This is a genomic window from Nitratireductor sp. ATLC21 (assembly GCF_057196525.1).
Genome location: NZ_JBXUOU010000001.1, coordinates 202,411 through 217,812 on the forward strand (window position 1 = coordinate 202,411; position 15,402 = coordinate 217,812).

A 15,402-nucleotide genomic window follows, 5' to 3' on the forward strand; every position below is an offset into this window, starting at 1 on the left:
AATGGCCTTACGTGACAATGTCGCATCCGTGTCCGGCTGGCGGTGGCGGGCCGAGGCTGATGGGGACCGCTCGGCCCGTGCGCGCGCGATCATACTGGGGCTTGTCCTGCTTTATCTGCTCCTGTTTCTCACAAGCCTTGGTTCGGGCGCGTCCGATACATCGTTCTGGAGCGTGTTTTCTGGATGGCTTGGTGGCGGGACGGATAGCCTCCCGCTACGCGACCGCGTGGTGATATGGGATATCCGTCTGCCGCGTGTCGTTCTGGGAAGTCTCATCGGCGCGTCGCTGGCCGTGTCCGGCGCTGTCATGCAGGGGCTGTTTCGTAACCCGTTGGCCGACCCGGGCATTGTCGGTGTGGGCCCTGGCGCAGGGCTCGGCGCAATAACCGTTATCGTTCTTGGCAACACGGTGCTGGAACCGGTGATTGGCATATTTGGCATATATGCGCTGCCGCTGGCCGCCTTCTTCGGCGGGATTGTATCCACGCTGCTTCTTTACCGGGTAGCAACGCGGCGTGGTCAGACCTCGATTGCCACAATGCTTTTGGCGGGTATCGCGCTTGGCGCTTTGGCTGGCGCCTTGTCGGGCATTCTCGTCTATGCCGCTGACGATCAGGAATTGCGGGACCTGACATTCTGGGGGCTTGGCTCGTTGGCAGGTGCAAGCTGGGCTAAAATCTGGGCGGCTGGGCCGATCATTCTTGCAGCCCTGGCCGCTGCGCCGTTTCTGGCGCGTGGCCTCGACGCCATGGTGTTGGGCGAGGCGACGGCGAACCATCTTGGCGTGCGCGTCCAGCGGGTGAAGAATTGCGCCATTCTGACAGTGGCGGCGGCCACAGGTGCATCCGTCGCAGTGGCCGGCGGGATCGGGTTTGTCGGGATTGTCGTGCCGCATCTCCTGCGCCTGACCATTGGACCTGAACACCGCTACCTGTTGCCGGCCTCAGCGCTTCTGGGAGCCTGCCTTCTTCTCGTTTCCGACGCCACAAGCCGCATGGTTGTGGCTCCTGCCGAACTGCCAATCGGCATTGTCACCGCAACGCTCGGTGCGCCATTCTTTCTATGGATATTGCTGCGCCAGAGGGGGCTTCTGGATCTGTGATGGCGATCGATATCGATAATCTTTCGGTCCGGCTCGGCCGTAATCAGGTTCTGCATAAAGTTTGCTTGTCGGTTAAACCGGGAACCGTTACGGCCATTGTTGGCCCGAATGGCTCGGGCAAGACCACCTTCCTGAAAGCGGTTTCCGGTGATCTGCCGTTTGAAGGTGACGTGAAGGTCAACGGCGAGACCTTGCGGTATATGCCGCCATGGCAGGCTGCCGCGCATCGGGCCGTGCTGCCTCAGGCAAGTTCGCTCTCCTTTCCCTATACGGTGCGGGAGGTGGTCAAACTCGGCCTTCTGGGCGGCCGTTCCGGGGCAACCCCGGCGGAAGAGAAGCGACTGCCGGAAAAGGCGCTCGAACGTGTGGATCTTTCAGGGTTTGCCGGCCGGTTTTATCAGGAGCTTTCTGGCGGTGAACAGCAGCGTGTTCAGCTCGCGCGTGTCCTCTGCCAGGTGTGGCTGCCGGTGCTCGACGGCCGACCGCGTTATCTTTTGCTCGATGAGCCGGTTTCAAGTCTCGACATCAAACATCAACTCATCATCATGAACATCGCCCAGACATTCGCGGCTTCTGGTGGTGGTGTGCTTGCGGTTCTGCACGATCTCAATCTCACTGCGCGCTTTGCCGATCAGGTGGCTATGATGCACCGTGGAAGGCTTGTCGCTTCCGGTACGCCGAATGAGGTGTTCAACGACGAGCTTGTATCCGATGTGTTTGAGTGTCGAATTCAGGTGGGTGTTCCGCCTGCCGAGAATCGTCCCTATGTGCTGCCGCAATCCGCCCAAATTTCAGTCAAATCCTCATTTTGAGGAAGAATCGACGCTGTCGAAGAGAGCCTTTGCGGAATCAGCGTGCGGCAGCGCGCTCGGGTAAATCATCGAGGCCAAGACGTAATCGCATATCCGGTCTGGCCACTGCGAGATCGCTGATCGTGTAGCCGGCCAGCACTTCGAAGAAGGCGTTCAACGCCTTGCGCAGCGCTTCATTCAGGCCGCAGCTTTCGACCAGCGGGCACTCTGCGTCGTCATTCTCAAAGCATTCCGCCATGGCGAAATTGTCCTCGGTGACGCGCACAACATCGAACAGTGTTATTTCCTCGGCGGGTTTTGCCAGACGAACACCGCCATGGCGCCCGCGAACGGTTTCGACGAAACCATGTTCAACGAGCGGCTGCAGGATCTTGAACAGGAAAAGGTCGGAGAGGGAGTATGCTTCCGCGATGTCGGAGATGCGGCTAAGCCGGCCTTCATTGGCGGCGCAATACATCAAAATCCGGATCGCATAATTAGTTTGTCGCGTTAGGCGCATAACAGTCCTTTCACATATCGTTCCCGCAATATGGCTTATTGTTTAGAATAATTCCAGAGTGAGTCTGGTGAAATCTGATCAAATTAATCAACTTTATAGTGATCGCGGCTCAAACCGCGACATCAGGTGTGCGAGCGGCTGACTTGTCATTCGTATTGCAATGCACAATATTTGGAGCAATCGCTGGAAGCGGTCGACAGTGAAGCCAGAGTAGGAGTTCTTTCCAGCGACCGTCGGCACTGGTGAACCAATGATTTCAGAAAGGCGGCGCCCATGAACGCGCATGTGTTGGAAGCGGAGATCGGAGGAGGGCCCACCGTTTCCGACTGGGTGGTCGTGGATCAGTCAATGATCGACCGTTTCGCCGACTGCACCAATGACCACCAGTGGATCCATGTGGATCGCGAGCGCACGGAGCGCGAAAGCCCGTTTGGCAAGCCGGTGGCGCATGGCTTCCTCACGCTGTCGCTCTTATCGAGCCTGTCTTATGATTGTGGCGCCTGGCCCGTGCATCTGGGCACGATCATCAATTACGGGCTCGACCGGCTGCGCTTTCTGGCGCCGGTCAAGGCCGGCAGCCGCGTGCGGCTGCGCAGCACGCTGAAGGGCATCGAGGAAAAGGCGCCGGGCCGGCTTCTCATCCGCCATCACGGCGAGTTGGAAATCGAGGGCGAGGAAACGCCCGCACTTGCCGCTGAAACGATCATCATGCTGATTCTCGACGACAAGGTCGCCTGAGCGGTCTATTCCGCGTCGGGCTGGTTGATCGGCGCGGCCTTCCTGAACGGCTCCAGTTCCATACAGGCCTCGTTGATGCGCTGAATGACGGGATAGGGCGTCATGTCGACGTCGAAGCGCTTGTTGTTCGCCACCTGTGCGACGAGGCAGATGTCGGCCATGCCGGGCGTTTCGCCATGGCAGAAGGTGCCGGTCTCAGGGCTCTCGGCGAGCATCTTTTCAAGCGGTTCGAACGTGGCGTTCACCCAGTGGCGGAACCATGCGCCGACTTCGGCGTCGTCTGCGCCGTAACGCTCTTTGAGCGCGTTCAGAATGCGCAGATTGTTCACCGGATGGATTTCACAGGCGATCATCTGGGAGAGCATGCGAACCCGAGCGCGCCCATGCGCATCGGCGGGCAGGAGCGGGGGCTCGGGCACCGTCTCGTCCAGAAACTCCATGATCGCCATGGACTGCGCGATCATCGTACCGTCGCTCCACACCAGCGCCGGTACGAGGCCCTGCGGATTGACCGACAGATAAGCCTCGCCGCGATGCTCGCCATGGCGCAGGTGATGCGCGGCATAGCGATAGTCGATGCCTTTCATGGCGAGGGCTATTCGCACCCGGTAAGAGGTGGAGGAGCGGAAATAATTGTGCAGGACGATCTCGTTCATCTCAGGCCTCGCCGATGGTGATGGCGATCTCGCCGATGCCGTCGACGCCGCCTTCCACCTGATCGCCCGGCTGGAGCGCGCCGACGCCGGCAGGCGTTCCGGTGTAGATCAGATCGCCGGCCTTCAGCTCCATAGCCTGGCTGCACAGGGCGATCACGTCAGCCACCGGCCAGATCAGCTCGTCCAGATCGCCTTCCTGGCGGATTTCGCCATTGACGGCGAGCCAGACGCGGCCCTCAGACGGGTGACCGGTCTCGGCAACAGGCACGATAGGGCCACAGGGTGACGAGCGGTCGAACGCCTTGCCCCAGTCCCAAGGGCGGCCCTTCTTCTTCGCTTCTCCCTGAAGATCGCGCCGCGTGAGGTCGAGCCCGACCGCATAACCATAGACGTGGTCGAGCGCATGGGCCGGGTCGATGTTGCTGCCGCCCTTGCCGATGGCGACGACCATCTCGATTTCGTGGTGAAGATCTTTGGTCAGGCTGGGATAAGGGATCACCGTGTCGGTATCGATCACGGCGTCAGCGGGTTTGGTGAAGAAGAATGGCGGCTCGCGGTCCGAATCATGGCCCATTTCGCGCGCGTGGGCGGCATAGTTGCGCCCGACGCAGAAGATGCGCCGCACGGGAAAGCGCGCTTCTTCGCCGGCTACGGCGACGGAGGGCTGGCTGGCGGGCGGAAAGACGAAATCGGCCATGAAATTCTCCCAGATGACTGCGGAGAAAGAGATGGCTTAATTGGCGCTCCGGGGCAAGCCCGGCAAGAGCGCGAACCGGCGCTCCGGGGCAGGGACCCGAAGCGCCGAAAGTTTGAGATCAGCCCTTGAAGACGCTCTTCACGGCCTTGGCGGTCGCATCGACAATCGTGTCTGCTTCTTCGCGCGTCAGGCAGAGCGGGGGCGCAAAGCCCAGAATGTCGCCCTGCGGCATGGCGCGGCCGATGACGCCCTGTTCGAGAAGGGCTGCGGCCATCTGCGGGCCGATCTTCTCGGAAGCGTCGAAGAACTGGCGGTTCTCACGCTCCTTCACGAACTCGACGGCACACAGCATGCCTTCGCCGCGCACTTCGCCGACATGGGCGTGGTCGCCGATGGCGTCACGCATGGCGTTGACGAAGTAAGCGCCCGTCTCGCCGGCATTCTTGACGAGGCTGAGCTTGTCGACCAGTTCGAGATTGGCGATGCCGGCAGCCGCGCCGATCGGGTGGGCCGAATAGGTCCAGCCATGCCCGATCGGGCCGTATTCGTCCGTGCCGCGCTCAAGCACCTCCCACATCTTCTTGCCGACGATGGAGCCGGAAAGCGGCGCATAGGCTGAGGTGAGGCCCTTGGCGATGGTGATGAGGTCGGGTTCCATGTCGTAATGGATGGAGCCGAACATGGAGCCGAGGCGTCCAAAGCCGGTCACCACCTCGTCGGCCACGAGCAGGATGTCGTGTTTGCGCAGCACTTTCTGGATCGCGGCCCAGTATCCGGCCGGCGGCGGCACGATGCCGCCCGTGCCGAGCACGGGCTCGCCGATGAAGGCTGCGATGGTGTCCGCGCCCTCACGCTCGATCAGCGCTTCAAGTTCGGCCACGCAATGGGCGGTGAACTGCTCCTCGCTCATGGCGAGGTCCGTGCGGCGGTAGTAATAGGGCGCTTCGGTGTGGACCACCTGGGCAAGCGGCAGATCGAACTTCTTGTGGAACAGCTCAAGGCCGGTCAGCGAACCGGTCATCAGGCCGGAGCCGTGATAGCCGCGCCAGCGCGAGATGATCTTCTTCTTCTCGGGGCGGCCGAGAATGTTGTTGTAGTACCAGATCAGCTTGACGTTGGTTTCGTTGGCATCGGAGCCGCCGAGGCCGAAATAGACCTTGGACATGTTTTCCGGCGCACGGTCGACAATCATCCTGGCAAGCTTGATGGAGGCTTCCGTGCCGTGGCCCACATAGGCGTGGTAATAGGCAAGTTCCTTCGCCTGCTCGGCGATGGCGTCTGCAATTTCGGTGCGGCCATAGCCGACATTGACGCAATAGAGGCCGGCAAAGGCGTCGAGCAGCTTGTTGCCGTCACGGTCCTCGATATAGACGCCGTTGCCGCCGGTCACGATGCGGTTGGGGCTTTCGCCGCGCGCATGCTGGGCCAGATGGGTCGAGGGATGGAAGAAGGCCTCGCGGTCCCACTGGTCGAGTTGGTCGTTCTTCAACAGCATGTCGCTCTCCTGTTCGTCTTGAATTTTGTGTCTTTCAGCGCCGCTCAACCGATGTCGCGGCAGACATATTTGATGTTGGTGAAGGCTTCCAGCCCGTGGCGGGAGCCCTCGCGCTCAAGCCCGGCCTGCTTGACCCCGCCAAAGGGGATGGGCGCGCCGGTGATCTTGGTGCGGTTGACCGCGACCATGCCGAACTCGAGACCGCGCGAAAGGCGGGCGATGCGGCCGGGATCCTGCGTGTGCAGATAGGCGGCAAGGCCGGTTTCGGTGTCGTTTGCCTTCGCCAGCACGTCCGCTTCGTCATCGAAGGGGGTGAAGGCGGCAATCGGCCCAAACGTTTCCTCGCGGAAGATGAGGGCCGTTTCGGGCACATCGGCCAGAACTGTGGGCTCGAAAAAGGTGGGGCCGTGCCGCGACACTTTTCCGCCTGTTACCAGACGCGCGCCTTTTTCAAGCGCATCGGCGACCTGTTCTTTCTGCTTCGCGACTGCGCGCTCATGGATGAGCGGGCCGATATCGGGATCGGTGAGGCCGTTCCCGACCGTCAGTTCCTCGACCTTGCGGGCGAATGCGGCGACGAAGGCGTCGTAGATGGAGCGCTCGATATAGAAGCGGTTGGCGGCAAGGCAGTCCTGCCCGGAAGTGGCGAACTTTGCTGAAATGGCGCTCTCGACCGCATGGTCCAGATCGCAATCGGCAAAGGCGATGAAGGGCGCATGGCCGCCAAGTTCCATGACAAGGCGTTTGACGGTGGGTGCGGACTGCTCATAGAGGAGCCGACCGATCTCTGTGGAACCGGTGAAGGAAAGGGCGCGCACATGCTTTGAGGCGGTCATCGCGCCGACCACTTCGGCTGCCTTGCCGGTGAGCACGTTGAAGACGCCTGCCGGCACGCCGGCGCGCTCGGCGAGTTCTGCAAGGGCGAGTGCGGAGAACGGCGTCTCGGATGACGGGTGGGACACTACGGTGCAGCCGGCGGCAAGGGCGGCTGCCGCCTTGCGAGTGAGCATGGCGGAGGGGAAGTTCCACGGCGTGACGAGGGCCGCGACGCCCACAGGCTCACGCGAAACCTGCATGTCCGCGCCAGGCAGGTGCGAGGCGACGCTTTCGACCGAAACGCGCTTGGCTTCTTCAGCGTAGAAGGAAACGAAAGAGGCGGCGTAATCGATCTCGCCACGCGCTTCCGACAGGGGTTTGCCCTGTTCCAGAACCATCAGATGGGCGAGGTCCTCCTTGGCGGCGACGATCAAATCGTACCAGCGCATCAGGATCTGCGCGCGCTCCTGCGGCAGGAGGGCCGCCCAGGCGGGAAATGCCGCGTGAGCTGCTTCGATGGTCTCATCGACCTGCTCGGCGGTGAGAGCGGGAACGCAGCCCAGCCGTGCGCCATCGGCCGGGTTGAAGACATCCACGACCGGGTCGCCGGGGGCTGCGATCCAGTGACCGTTCGCATAGGCGTATTCGCGGAAAAGACGCGGATCGGCGAGGTCGGACAGGGCGGTTTTCTGAAGGGCGGCAAATGCGGACATCGGCTTTCTCCCAAGCGGATTTCCAGTGTTCGGTTCGACTGGAATCATGCCGCCTGAGGCGCCAAATTTTCTGACGATCCTGGCAGGGCGCGCCAAAGTTTCTTCTGAACTTCGCAGCCCGCGCCCGCTATTCCTTCTGCGTGGCCTCGTCGGTGTTCACCAGAACGCCGAGTGGGAACGCGCCCGGCTGTTTCACCGGCTTGGTGACGATGTAGGTGAAATAGCGCGCAAGACCCACATTCATTTCAAGAAGCCGGTCGACCAGCCGCTGATAGGTGTCGATGTCACGGGCGATGATCTGCAGGATATAGTCGAACCCGCCGCCAACAGCCCAGCAGCCGGTGATTTCATCGATGTCCTGCACGCTGCGCTCGAATCGCTGAAAGTCTTCCGCTCGGTGGCCGGCAAGCTCAGCAGCCATGAAGACGGCGATGTGCGGAGCGAGTTTCGCAAGCGCCACTTCTGCACGGTAGCCGGTAATGATCCCCGCCTTTTCAAGGCGTTTCAGCCGTTCCCAGCAGGGGGCGGGCGTGAGGTTCACGCGTTCGGCCAGCGCCGCCTTGGAGATGCGGCCTTCCCTTTGAAGGATACCCAGAATTTTGAGATCGCGATCGTCGAGCTTGAGCATGGTCAGCTCTGGATCGTCGTCCCGGCCCCCGCTGTCAAGGCCCGGACGCGCGCAAAAGTGGCGATGGCCGTGTCCTGCGCGCCCGTTCCGGTGAGATCGCATATGGTGATCTGGTTATCGCCGGTGCGGCCGGTTCTGCCGCCGGAAACGATTTCTCCGAGTTCGGATGGCGTACCGCCATGCCATACGCCGGCCCGGATGGCGGCTGCCAGTTCACCGAGTTTTTCGCACTGGCTCACCCGGTCGGACACGTAGAGATCGGCGCGGGCGAGAGCCGTCGGCTCGATCTCGTTCTTGCCCTCCTGATCGGAGCCCATGGCGGTGATGTGGAGGCCGGGATGCAGCCAATCGGCCTTGAGAACAGGTTCTCGGGCCGGCGTGGTGGTGACGACAAGCTGGCTTTCGGCGGTGAGGCGTGCCGGGTCCGTCTCGGCTTTTGCGTCGATGCCGAGGGTTTCGGCCAGATACGCAGCGCAGGCTATTGCCTTTTCCGCATCGCGCCCCCAGACAAGAAGGCGGGAGAAGGGGCGCACCTGATGCGCGGCGATCATTTGCAGGCGGGCCTGAACGCCGGTTCCCATGACGCCGGCGGTCTCGATTTTGGACGGAGCCAGATGGCGGGCTGCGACCGCGCCGGCGGCAGCCGTGCGCACATCGGTGAGAAATCCGTTGTCGAGCAAAAGCGCCTCCACGAGGCCGGTTTTTGCGGAAAACAGGATCATCAGGCCATTGAGGCTCGGCAGGCCGATCTTCGGATTGTCGAAGAAGCCGGGGCTGACCTTGATTGCGAAGCCGTCGAAACCGGGAATATAGGCCGTCTTCACGTCGACCTCGCCATGAACCTGCGGAATGTCCATGGAGAGAATGGGGGGCATGATGACAGAGCCCGAGGCGAGCGCGCGGAAGGCTTCTTCCACCACGTCGATGGCTTCAAGGTCGAGGCGGATGGCTTTGCGCAGATCGGCTTCGGTCAGGACGAGAATGTCATGCGGCATGGGGCGCTCCCTTGATGATCGTGTCGCCGAGAGCGACATCGCGGCCACAGACAATGTCGGTGAAGACCTGCATGTCGACATTGCGCCCGGTGATAAGCGTGGCGGTGGGGCCGATTCTTCCGGAGACCTTGCCGGCCATGAGGGCGGCGGCACCGACGGCACTCGCCCCTTCGCACACAAGCCGGTCTTCGAAATAATGCGCCTGCATGGCGCGATAGATTTCTTCCTCGGTGACGAGAACGACATCATCGAGGTGTTTGCGGCAAAGGTCGAAGGAATGTCGGTTTTCAAGCCCGATCCCGCCGCCGAGCGAATCGGCCAGGCTCGTCACCTCGGTGACAGCGACCGGCATTCCAGCGGCAAGCGAGGCGTGCATGGCCGCACCCCGCTCCATGGTGATGCCGATGACACGGATGGAGGGTTTGATCGTCTTCAGCGCGAACGCGATGCCGCCGGCGAGCCCGCCGCCCGACAGCGGTATGAGCACGGTTTGAAGATCCGGGCGCTGCTCCAGAAGCTCAAGCCCGATCGTGCCCTGACCGGCGATGACGGCCAGATCGTCGAAGGGCGAGATTTCGCAAAAACCCTCTTCATCGGCGAGGCGGCGGCTTTCGACCTGCGCTTCATCCTGGCTTTCGCCAATGATGCGGGCCTCGGCACCAAGCGTCCTGATGCCGGCGATTTTCGCCTCCGGCACCAGCTTCGACATGCAGATGACGGCGCTCAGGCCACGCGCGCGCGCTGCATAGGCGACGGCGCGGCCATGATTGCCGGTGGAGCAGCAGGTGACGCCGGTGGCGTCATCCGGCAGGGTGAGGACCGCATTGGCGGCACCGCGCAGCTTGAAGGCGCCGCTTGCCTGTCCGATTTCGAGCTTGAGGAGGACGTCATCACCCGTAAGACGGCTGAGAAAGGGCGCCGGCGGGAGAGGGGTATCGCGTGTCGCAATACCGGCAATGCGGCGACGCGCAGCCAGAATGTCTGCCAGCGCAAGCGTAGCCCTGTGGCTCATGAAAATCTCCCGGATTGTCTGCGAGGCAGCATGATGGTGCTGATTTGTACACAACATCGTTGGCTCGGGAATAGGACTAGCGACATTCGATGTCGTTTTCCTGCGATTCACCGGTTCGAAAATGTGATCATGGAATAGTTGTACACAAGGTTGCGAATTGCCTTTCCGGTGTACGGTTTCGCCGGGTGCACAAGCGTCCGGTCTTTCGCTTTTTGGAGGAACCATGCCAGCAACCGAAATGCCCTTCAGCGCGCAGGAATATGCCGCTCGCCTCGAAAAGACCCGCAACGCCATGGAGGCGAAGGGTATCGACGTTCTGTTCGTGGAGGACCCTTCCAACATGGCCTGGCTGACCGGCTATGACGGATGGTCGTTCTATGTCCATCAGGGCGTGATCGTCTTCAAGGATGCCGACCCGCTCTGGTGGGGCCGGTCGATGGACGGGAACGGCGCCGTGCGCACCGTCTATATGGATGACGACCGGGTGCTGCGCTATCCCGACCACTATGTGCAGGCCAACACGCTGCATCCGATGCAGCATCTGGCCGAAATTCTGCGTGCCCATGGCTTTGGCAACAAGCGGATCGGCGTGGAGCTGGAGAACTATTATTTTTCCGCCAAGGCTTATCTGGTTCTGAAGGAAGAACTGCCCAACGCGACCTTTGTCGATGCGACGGCGCTGGTGAATTGGCAGCGCGCCGTGAAATCCGAAGAGGAGATCGTCTTCATGCGCCGGGCGGCGCGGATCTCCGAAAAGATGATCGACGGTATTGTCGAGCGCATCGAGCCGGGCCTGAAGAAGAACGATCTGGTGGCCGAGATCTATGCGGACGCCATACGCGGTGTGGATGACGACTGGGGCGAATATCCGGCTATCGTGCCTCTCCTACCGACCGGCTCGGACGCGGCTGCACCGCATCTGACCTGGGACGGGCGCCGCTTTGAGCAGGGGCATGCAACCTTCTTTGAGATCGCCGGCTGCTATCGCCGCTATCACGCTCCGCTCTGCCGCACCGTGTTTCTCGGCACGCCGCCGCAGCACATGCTGGATGCGGAAAAGGCGCTGGTGGAAGGCATCGAGGCCGGGCTTGAGATCGCACGACCGGGCAATCGCGCAGGCCAGATCGCCGATGCGCTCTATGGCGCGCTGGAGCGGGCCGGCATAACGCGGGACGGGCGCTGCGGTTATCCGATCGGCATTTCATATCCGCCGGACTGGGGCGAACGTACCATATCGCTGCGCCGTGAGGACGAGACAATTCTGGAGGCGGGTATGACCTTCCATTTCATGCCGGGCCTGTGGATGGCCGACTGGGGGCTGGAAATCACCGAAAGCATCCTGATCACCGAAGACGGGCCAGCCGAGGCGCTGTGCCGCCGCCCGCGCGAACTGATCGTGAAGAACTGATCCATGCGATCCGAAACGCTGGAAAACACGACGCGCATCCTGTCCGATCTGGTGGGGTTTCCCACCATTTCGGCGGACAGCAATCTGGAAATGATCGCCTATGCAAGCGAGCTTTTGAGCGCGCTCGGTGCAAGGCTTTCAATGACGCTGGACGAGAGCGGGCACAAGGCAAACCTGTTTGCCACGCTCGGGCCGGAGGGGGATGGCGGCATCGTGCTTTCGGGCCATTCCGACGTGGTGCCGGTGGAGGGGCAGGACTGGGCGAGCGATCCTTTCGCCCTGCGCGAGGCGGATGGAAGGCTTTATGGGCGTGGCACCTGCGACATGAAGGGGTTCATCGCCTGCACGCTCGCCATGGCGCCGCACTTTGCCGAGCTGGACCTGAAACGGCCACTGCATTTCGCCTTCACCTATGACGAGGAGGTGGGGTGTTTTGGCGCGCGCGCACTGGTGGAGGAACTGGAGCGGACCGAACTCCGGCCCTCCGTCGCCATCATTGGCGAGCCGACCATGATGCGCATCATCGAGGGTCACAAGGGCTGCTTTGAATACACGACGGAGTTTCGCGGGCTGGCCGGCCATGCCTCTTCTCCCGAACGCGGCGTCAATGCGGTTGAATATGCCGTGCGCTACATCACGCGGCTCATGGCGCTGGCCAAAGAGCTGAAGACGCGCGCGCCGAAGGGCAACCGGTTCGATCCGCCCTGGACGACGCTTCAGGTCGGCACGATCTCGGGTGGTGCGGCCCGCAACGTGATTGCCGACCACTGTTCCGTGGAATGGGAAATGCGCCCGGTGCGCAATGAGGATGCGGATTTTGTGAAAGACCGTATCCGCGCGTTTGTCGAATCCGAGCTGAAGCCAGTCATGAAGGCGGTTTTTGAGGGCGCTGACATCGTCACCCATGTGATCGGTGAGGTGGACGGGCTGGAGCCGGTAACCGAATCGGAGGCGCGGCAGATCGTTTCGGAGCTTACCGGTCTCACCGAGGCGGAAGTGGTGGCGTTCGGCACGGAGGCGGGGCTCTTCCAGAAAGCCGGAATTTCCTCCGTCATCTGCGGGCCGGGTTCCATCGAGCAGGCCCACAAGGCAGATGAGTTCGTTTCTCTGGAACAGCTCGAAGAATGCCTTGGCATGCTTGAACGGCTGGGCAGAAAGGTGAGCTGAGGGCGATGGAGCGAGAGCGATGACAGGCGAGGCACGCGCGCGGTTCGAGCGTATCTACACGCTTTTGCGCGAACGCATATGCCTGCTCGACTATCCGCCGGGCATGCGGCTTCGCGAAGAGGATCTCGCCGAGGAATTCGACACCAGCCGAACGCCGATCCGCCGGGTTCTGGCGCGGCTCGAAGACGAGGGCTATCTGCGCTCTGTCCATGGCGTGGGCACCATGGTCACCGATATCGACATCGCCTCGCTTGAACAGGTCTATCGCCTGCGGGTGGAGCTTTCCGAGCTGATCGGCAAGCTTTCGCCGATAGAGCCCGATGAAGACGCCAAACGCGCCTTCGCTGCCATGAAGACGCGCTGTGAGGCTTTGGTGAGAACGCCCAGCCAGCGCGCCTTTGCGCAGCTCAATATGGATTTTTTCCATCTTTTGATGACGCTGACGGAAAACGAGCCTCTGCAGGAGTTTTCCGAACGGTTGTACTATCAGACCACGCGGATCTGGCTAAAGCGTGCGGCCGGCGAGGACGGCACGGAAGAAACGCTTGCCAGCGAGATCGGCTTTTTCCTGCGCGAAGTCTCCGACATTGCCGCAGCCGTTGCCTGCGGGGCGCTGGAAAGCGTCGGGCAAATCCGCCGCGCCCATGTGGCCATGAGTTTTGCTCGCCTGAAGGAAAGGGCAGGCGAAGAGGTGGAGGCAGCCTCTCTCTAGGAGGCCTCCCGTGCCAGTGCGCTCAGATCGGGCAGGTCGGTTGCGCCGCCAACCCGCATGACGGCTTCGGCCCCGCAGCGATTGCCGGCTGCAAGGCATTGTTCAACCGGTTTTCCGGAAAGCCACGCATCGATGAAACCGGCATTGAACGCGTCTCCGGCCCCCGTGGAATCGATTACATTGACGGGCTGCGTCGGCATCGAGATGGTGGTTTCGGCGCTGATCGCGATGGATCCTTCCGGCCCGCGCTTGACGATTGTAAGCGGTGCGGGCGGTTTCTTTCCCGGGGAAATGGCAAGCCGCTGCGCCTCGGTTTCGTTGGGCAGGAATATGTCCACTGCTCCGATCAGCGCGGCAAGATCATCGCGCGCCAGAACCGCATCGTCCCATGAACAGTCGAGCGAGATGGAAAGCCCCGCACCGCGCGCCTGTTCGATGAGGAAGGGCGCTTCGACCAGAGTAGCGAGCTCGCCGATATGGAGATGGGCGAAGTCACCGTTGGCGATGACTTGCGCAAATGTTTCCGGCACGGCGGGACCGGCGCGGCGCGTGAGGAACGCGCGTTCCGTGCCCGATGTCATGGCCACGGTGATCTGCGGATCGAGCGTGTCGGGCATGGGCTGCGAGGCCGAAAGATCGACACCGCTTGCCTCAAGCTCTTTCATCAGTGCTGAGGCGAACGGCCCCGAAGGGAGCGCGGAGGCCAATGAGACCGGACGACCGAGGGCGGCCACATAGGCCGCGGTGATGAACGCGCCGCCGCCTGGCTTGATCGACAGGCCGCCGGCAAAAACTTCTTCACCCAACGTTGGCATTTTCGGCAGATCGGTAAAAATCAGATCGCAGTAGAGCCGCCCCACGCTCAGGACGCGGCCCGACCGGTTGGCTTGCGTCACGGCAGCGCCTCCCCGGATTTGGCATCAAAGAGATGCATTTCGCCGGCCTTTGCCGTCAGCTTGACCGTGTCGCCGGCTTTTGGCGGTTTGCGGCCCGATGCCTTTGCGATCACCTCATGGCCGTTGACGCCGACATAGACCAGCGTGTCGGCACCGAGCGGCTCGACAATGTTGACCGTGCCCGAGAAAAGCCCGTTGCCGCCGGTGACAACGAGATCGTCTGGCCGGATGCCAAGGATCACGTCGGCCCCTTCCGAGGCGCGGCGCTCGGGCAGATCGATGCCGAGCCCGCCCCCGAGTTTGACGCCCTTTCCGGCCCAGTTGCCCGGCAGCATGTTCATGGAGGGCGCGCCGATGAACTGGGCGACGAAGGTGTTTGCTGGCTTGTGATAAACCTCAAGCGGCGTGCCGACCTGCTGGATATAGCCATCCTTCATGATCACGATCCGGTCGGCCATGGTCATGGCTTCCACCTGGTCGTGCGTCACGAAAATGATCGTGTTTCCAACGCGTTGGTGAAGCTTCTTGATTTCAAGCCGCATCTGGGTGCGCAGTTGCGCATCAAGGTTGGAGAGCGGCTCGTCGAACAGAAAGACGGCGGGATCGCGCACCATGGCACGGCCGATGGCGACGCGCTGGCGCTGCCCGCCCGAAAGCTGGTTGGGGCGGCGCTCCAAGAGGTCGGTCATGCCGAGAATGGCGGCCACCTCGTCGATGCGCTTGTCCTTCGCCTCTTTTGAAAGCCTGGACGTGCGCAGGCCGAAGCCGATATTCTTGCGCACCGACATGTGCGGATAGATTGCGTAGTTCTGGAACACCATGGCGATGTCGCGCTCCTTGGGCTCCAGATTGTTGACGAGGCGCTCGCCGATGTGGATTTCGCCGCCGCTGATCTCTTCAAGGCCGGCGATCATGCGCAGGGTCGTGGATTTGCCGCAGCCCGACGGGCCGACGAAGACGACGAATTCACCATCGGCCACGTCGAGATTGATGCCGTGAAGCACCTCGACCTTGCCGTAGGATTTGACGAGATTGCGAAGGGACAAGGTGGCCAAG

General features: G+C 61.9%; 16 protein-coding genes. 6 read left to right on the forward strand and 10 right to left on the reverse strand.

Features of this window, described 5'->3' with window-relative positions:
- Position 1 precedes the first annotated feature (1 nt).
- Both AC2CHD_RS00995 and AC2CHD_RS01000 read left to right on the forward strand, forming a co-directional pair.
- Positions 2 to 1,102 carry a FecCD family ABC transporter permease gene (locus AC2CHD_RS00995; RefSeq protein ID WP_484552272.1) on the forward strand — a complete coding sequence of 367 codons (1,101 nt, stop codon included), beginning with the start codon at positions 2 to 4 and terminating at the stop codon, positions 1,100 to 1,102.
- Positions 1,102 to 1,914: a heme ABC transporter ATP-binding protein gene (locus AC2CHD_RS01000; RefSeq protein WP_229447019.1), complete on the forward strand. Its 813-nt coding sequence runs from the start codon at positions 1,102 to 1,104 to the stop codon at positions 1,912 to 1,914. Before AC2CHD_RS00995 ends, AC2CHD_RS01000 begins: the two co-directional genes overlap by 1 nt.
- A 37-nt stretch (positions 1,915 to 1,951) precedes the next feature.
- On the opposite strand, the gene rirA is transcribed toward AC2CHD_RS01000, so the two are convergent.
- Positions 1,952 to 2,413 (reverse strand): iron-responsive transcriptional regulator RirA, encoded by a 462-nt coding sequence (gene rirA / locus AC2CHD_RS01005; RefSeq protein WP_229447018.1) that lies wholly within the window; start codon positions 2,411 to 2,413, stop codon positions 1,952 to 1,954.
- Between the two features lie 273 nt (positions 2,414 to 2,686).
- Between rirA and AC2CHD_RS01010 the strand changes: the two genes are divergently transcribed.
- Entirely contained in the window at positions 2,687 to 3,151 is a 465-nt protein-coding gene (locus tag AC2CHD_RS01010; RefSeq protein WP_484552273.1) for a MaoC family dehydratase, read from the forward strand.
- Between the two features lie 5 nt (positions 3,152 to 3,156).
- Here AC2CHD_RS01010 and maiA read toward each other — a convergent pair whose 3' ends face one another.
- The 7 genes from maiA to eutB all read right to left on the reverse strand — a co-directional run bounded on the left by maiA (position 3,157) and on the right by eutB (position 10,163).
- Positions 3,157 to 3,807, reverse strand: a complete 651-nt coding sequence (gene maiA / locus AC2CHD_RS01015; RefSeq protein WP_484552274.1) for a maleylacetoacetate isomerase — start codon at positions 3,805 to 3,807, stop codon at positions 3,157 to 3,159.
- A 1-nt stretch (position 3,808) separates the two neighbouring features.
- The gene (locus tag AC2CHD_RS01020) at positions 3,809 to 4,504 is read right to left on the reverse strand and encodes a fumarylacetoacetate hydrolase family protein (protein ID WP_484552275.1); all 696 of its coding nucleotides are present in this window, start codon (positions 4,502 to 4,504) and stop codon (positions 3,809 to 3,811) included.
- A 118-nt stretch (positions 4,505 to 4,622) separates the two neighbouring features.
- Complete coding sequence (locus AC2CHD_RS01025) at positions 4,623 to 5,996, reverse strand: aminotransferase (protein WP_484553181.1); 1,374 nt, start codon at positions 5,994 to 5,996, stop codon at positions 4,623 to 4,625.
- Positions 5,997 to 6,043: 47 nt separating this feature from the next.
- Positions 6,044 to 7,528: an NAD-dependent succinate-semialdehyde dehydrogenase gene (locus AC2CHD_RS01030; protein WP_484552276.1), complete on the reverse strand. Its 1,485-nt coding sequence runs from the start codon at positions 7,526 to 7,528 to the stop codon at positions 6,044 to 6,046.
- A gap of 127 nt (positions 7,529 to 7,655) precedes the next feature.
- Positions 7,656 to 8,156, reverse strand: coding sequence for an Lrp/AsnC family transcriptional regulator (locus AC2CHD_RS01035; protein WP_484552277.1), 501 nt, complete (start codon positions 8,154 to 8,156; stop codon positions 7,656 to 7,658).
- A 2-nt stretch (positions 8,157 to 8,158) separates the two neighbouring features.
- On the reverse strand, positions 8,159 to 9,151 hold the full coding sequence (locus AC2CHD_RS01040) for a cyclodeaminase (protein WP_484552278.1): 993 nt from the start codon (positions 9,149 to 9,151) through the stop codon (positions 8,159 to 8,161).
- The gene (gene eutB, locus AC2CHD_RS01045) at positions 9,141 to 10,163 is read right to left on the reverse strand and encodes a hydroxyectoine utilization dehydratase EutB (RefSeq protein ID WP_484552279.1); all 1,023 of its coding nucleotides are present in this window, start codon (positions 10,161 to 10,163) and stop codon (positions 9,141 to 9,143) included. The genes AC2CHD_RS01040 and eutB overlap by 11 nt, the downstream gene beginning before the upstream one ends.
- Positions 10,164 to 10,386: 223 nt before the next feature.
- Here eutB and doeA point away from each other — a divergent pair, with 223 nt between their 5' ends.
- From doeA to AC2CHD_RS01060, 3 genes are read left to right on the forward strand one after another with little or no spacing between them, the layout of a single operon-like run.
- Positions 10,387 to 11,571, forward strand: coding sequence for an ectoine hydrolase DoeA (doeA, locus tag AC2CHD_RS01050; protein ID WP_484552280.1), 1,185 nt, complete (start codon positions 10,387 to 10,389; stop codon positions 11,569 to 11,571).
- Between the two features lie 3 nt (positions 11,572 to 11,574).
- Positions 11,575 to 12,738 carry an acetylornithine deacetylase gene (gene argE, locus AC2CHD_RS01055; protein ID WP_484552281.1) on the forward strand — a complete coding sequence of 388 codons (1,164 nt, stop codon included), beginning with the start codon at positions 11,575 to 11,577 and terminating at the stop codon, positions 12,736 to 12,738.
- Positions 12,739 to 12,757: 19 nt separating this feature from the next.
- Positions 12,758 to 13,450, forward strand: coding sequence for a GntR family transcriptional regulator (locus AC2CHD_RS01060; protein WP_484552282.1), 693 nt, complete (start codon positions 12,758 to 12,760; stop codon positions 13,448 to 13,450).
- Here AC2CHD_RS01060 and AC2CHD_RS01065 read toward each other — a convergent pair.
- Both AC2CHD_RS01065 and AC2CHD_RS01070 read right to left on the reverse strand, forming a co-directional pair.
- Positions 13,447 to 14,346: a carbohydrate kinase family protein gene (locus tag AC2CHD_RS01065; protein WP_484552283.1), complete on the reverse strand. Its 900-nt coding sequence runs from the start codon at positions 14,344 to 14,346 to the stop codon at positions 13,447 to 13,449. The genes AC2CHD_RS01060 and AC2CHD_RS01065 overlap by 4 nt on opposite strands.
- Complete coding sequence (locus AC2CHD_RS01070) at positions 14,343 to 15,401, reverse strand: ABC transporter ATP-binding protein (protein WP_484552284.1); 1,059 nt, start codon at positions 15,399 to 15,401, stop codon at positions 14,343 to 14,345. The genes AC2CHD_RS01065 and AC2CHD_RS01070 overlap by 4 nt, the downstream gene beginning before the upstream one ends.
- Position 15,402 lies beyond the last annotated feature (1 nt).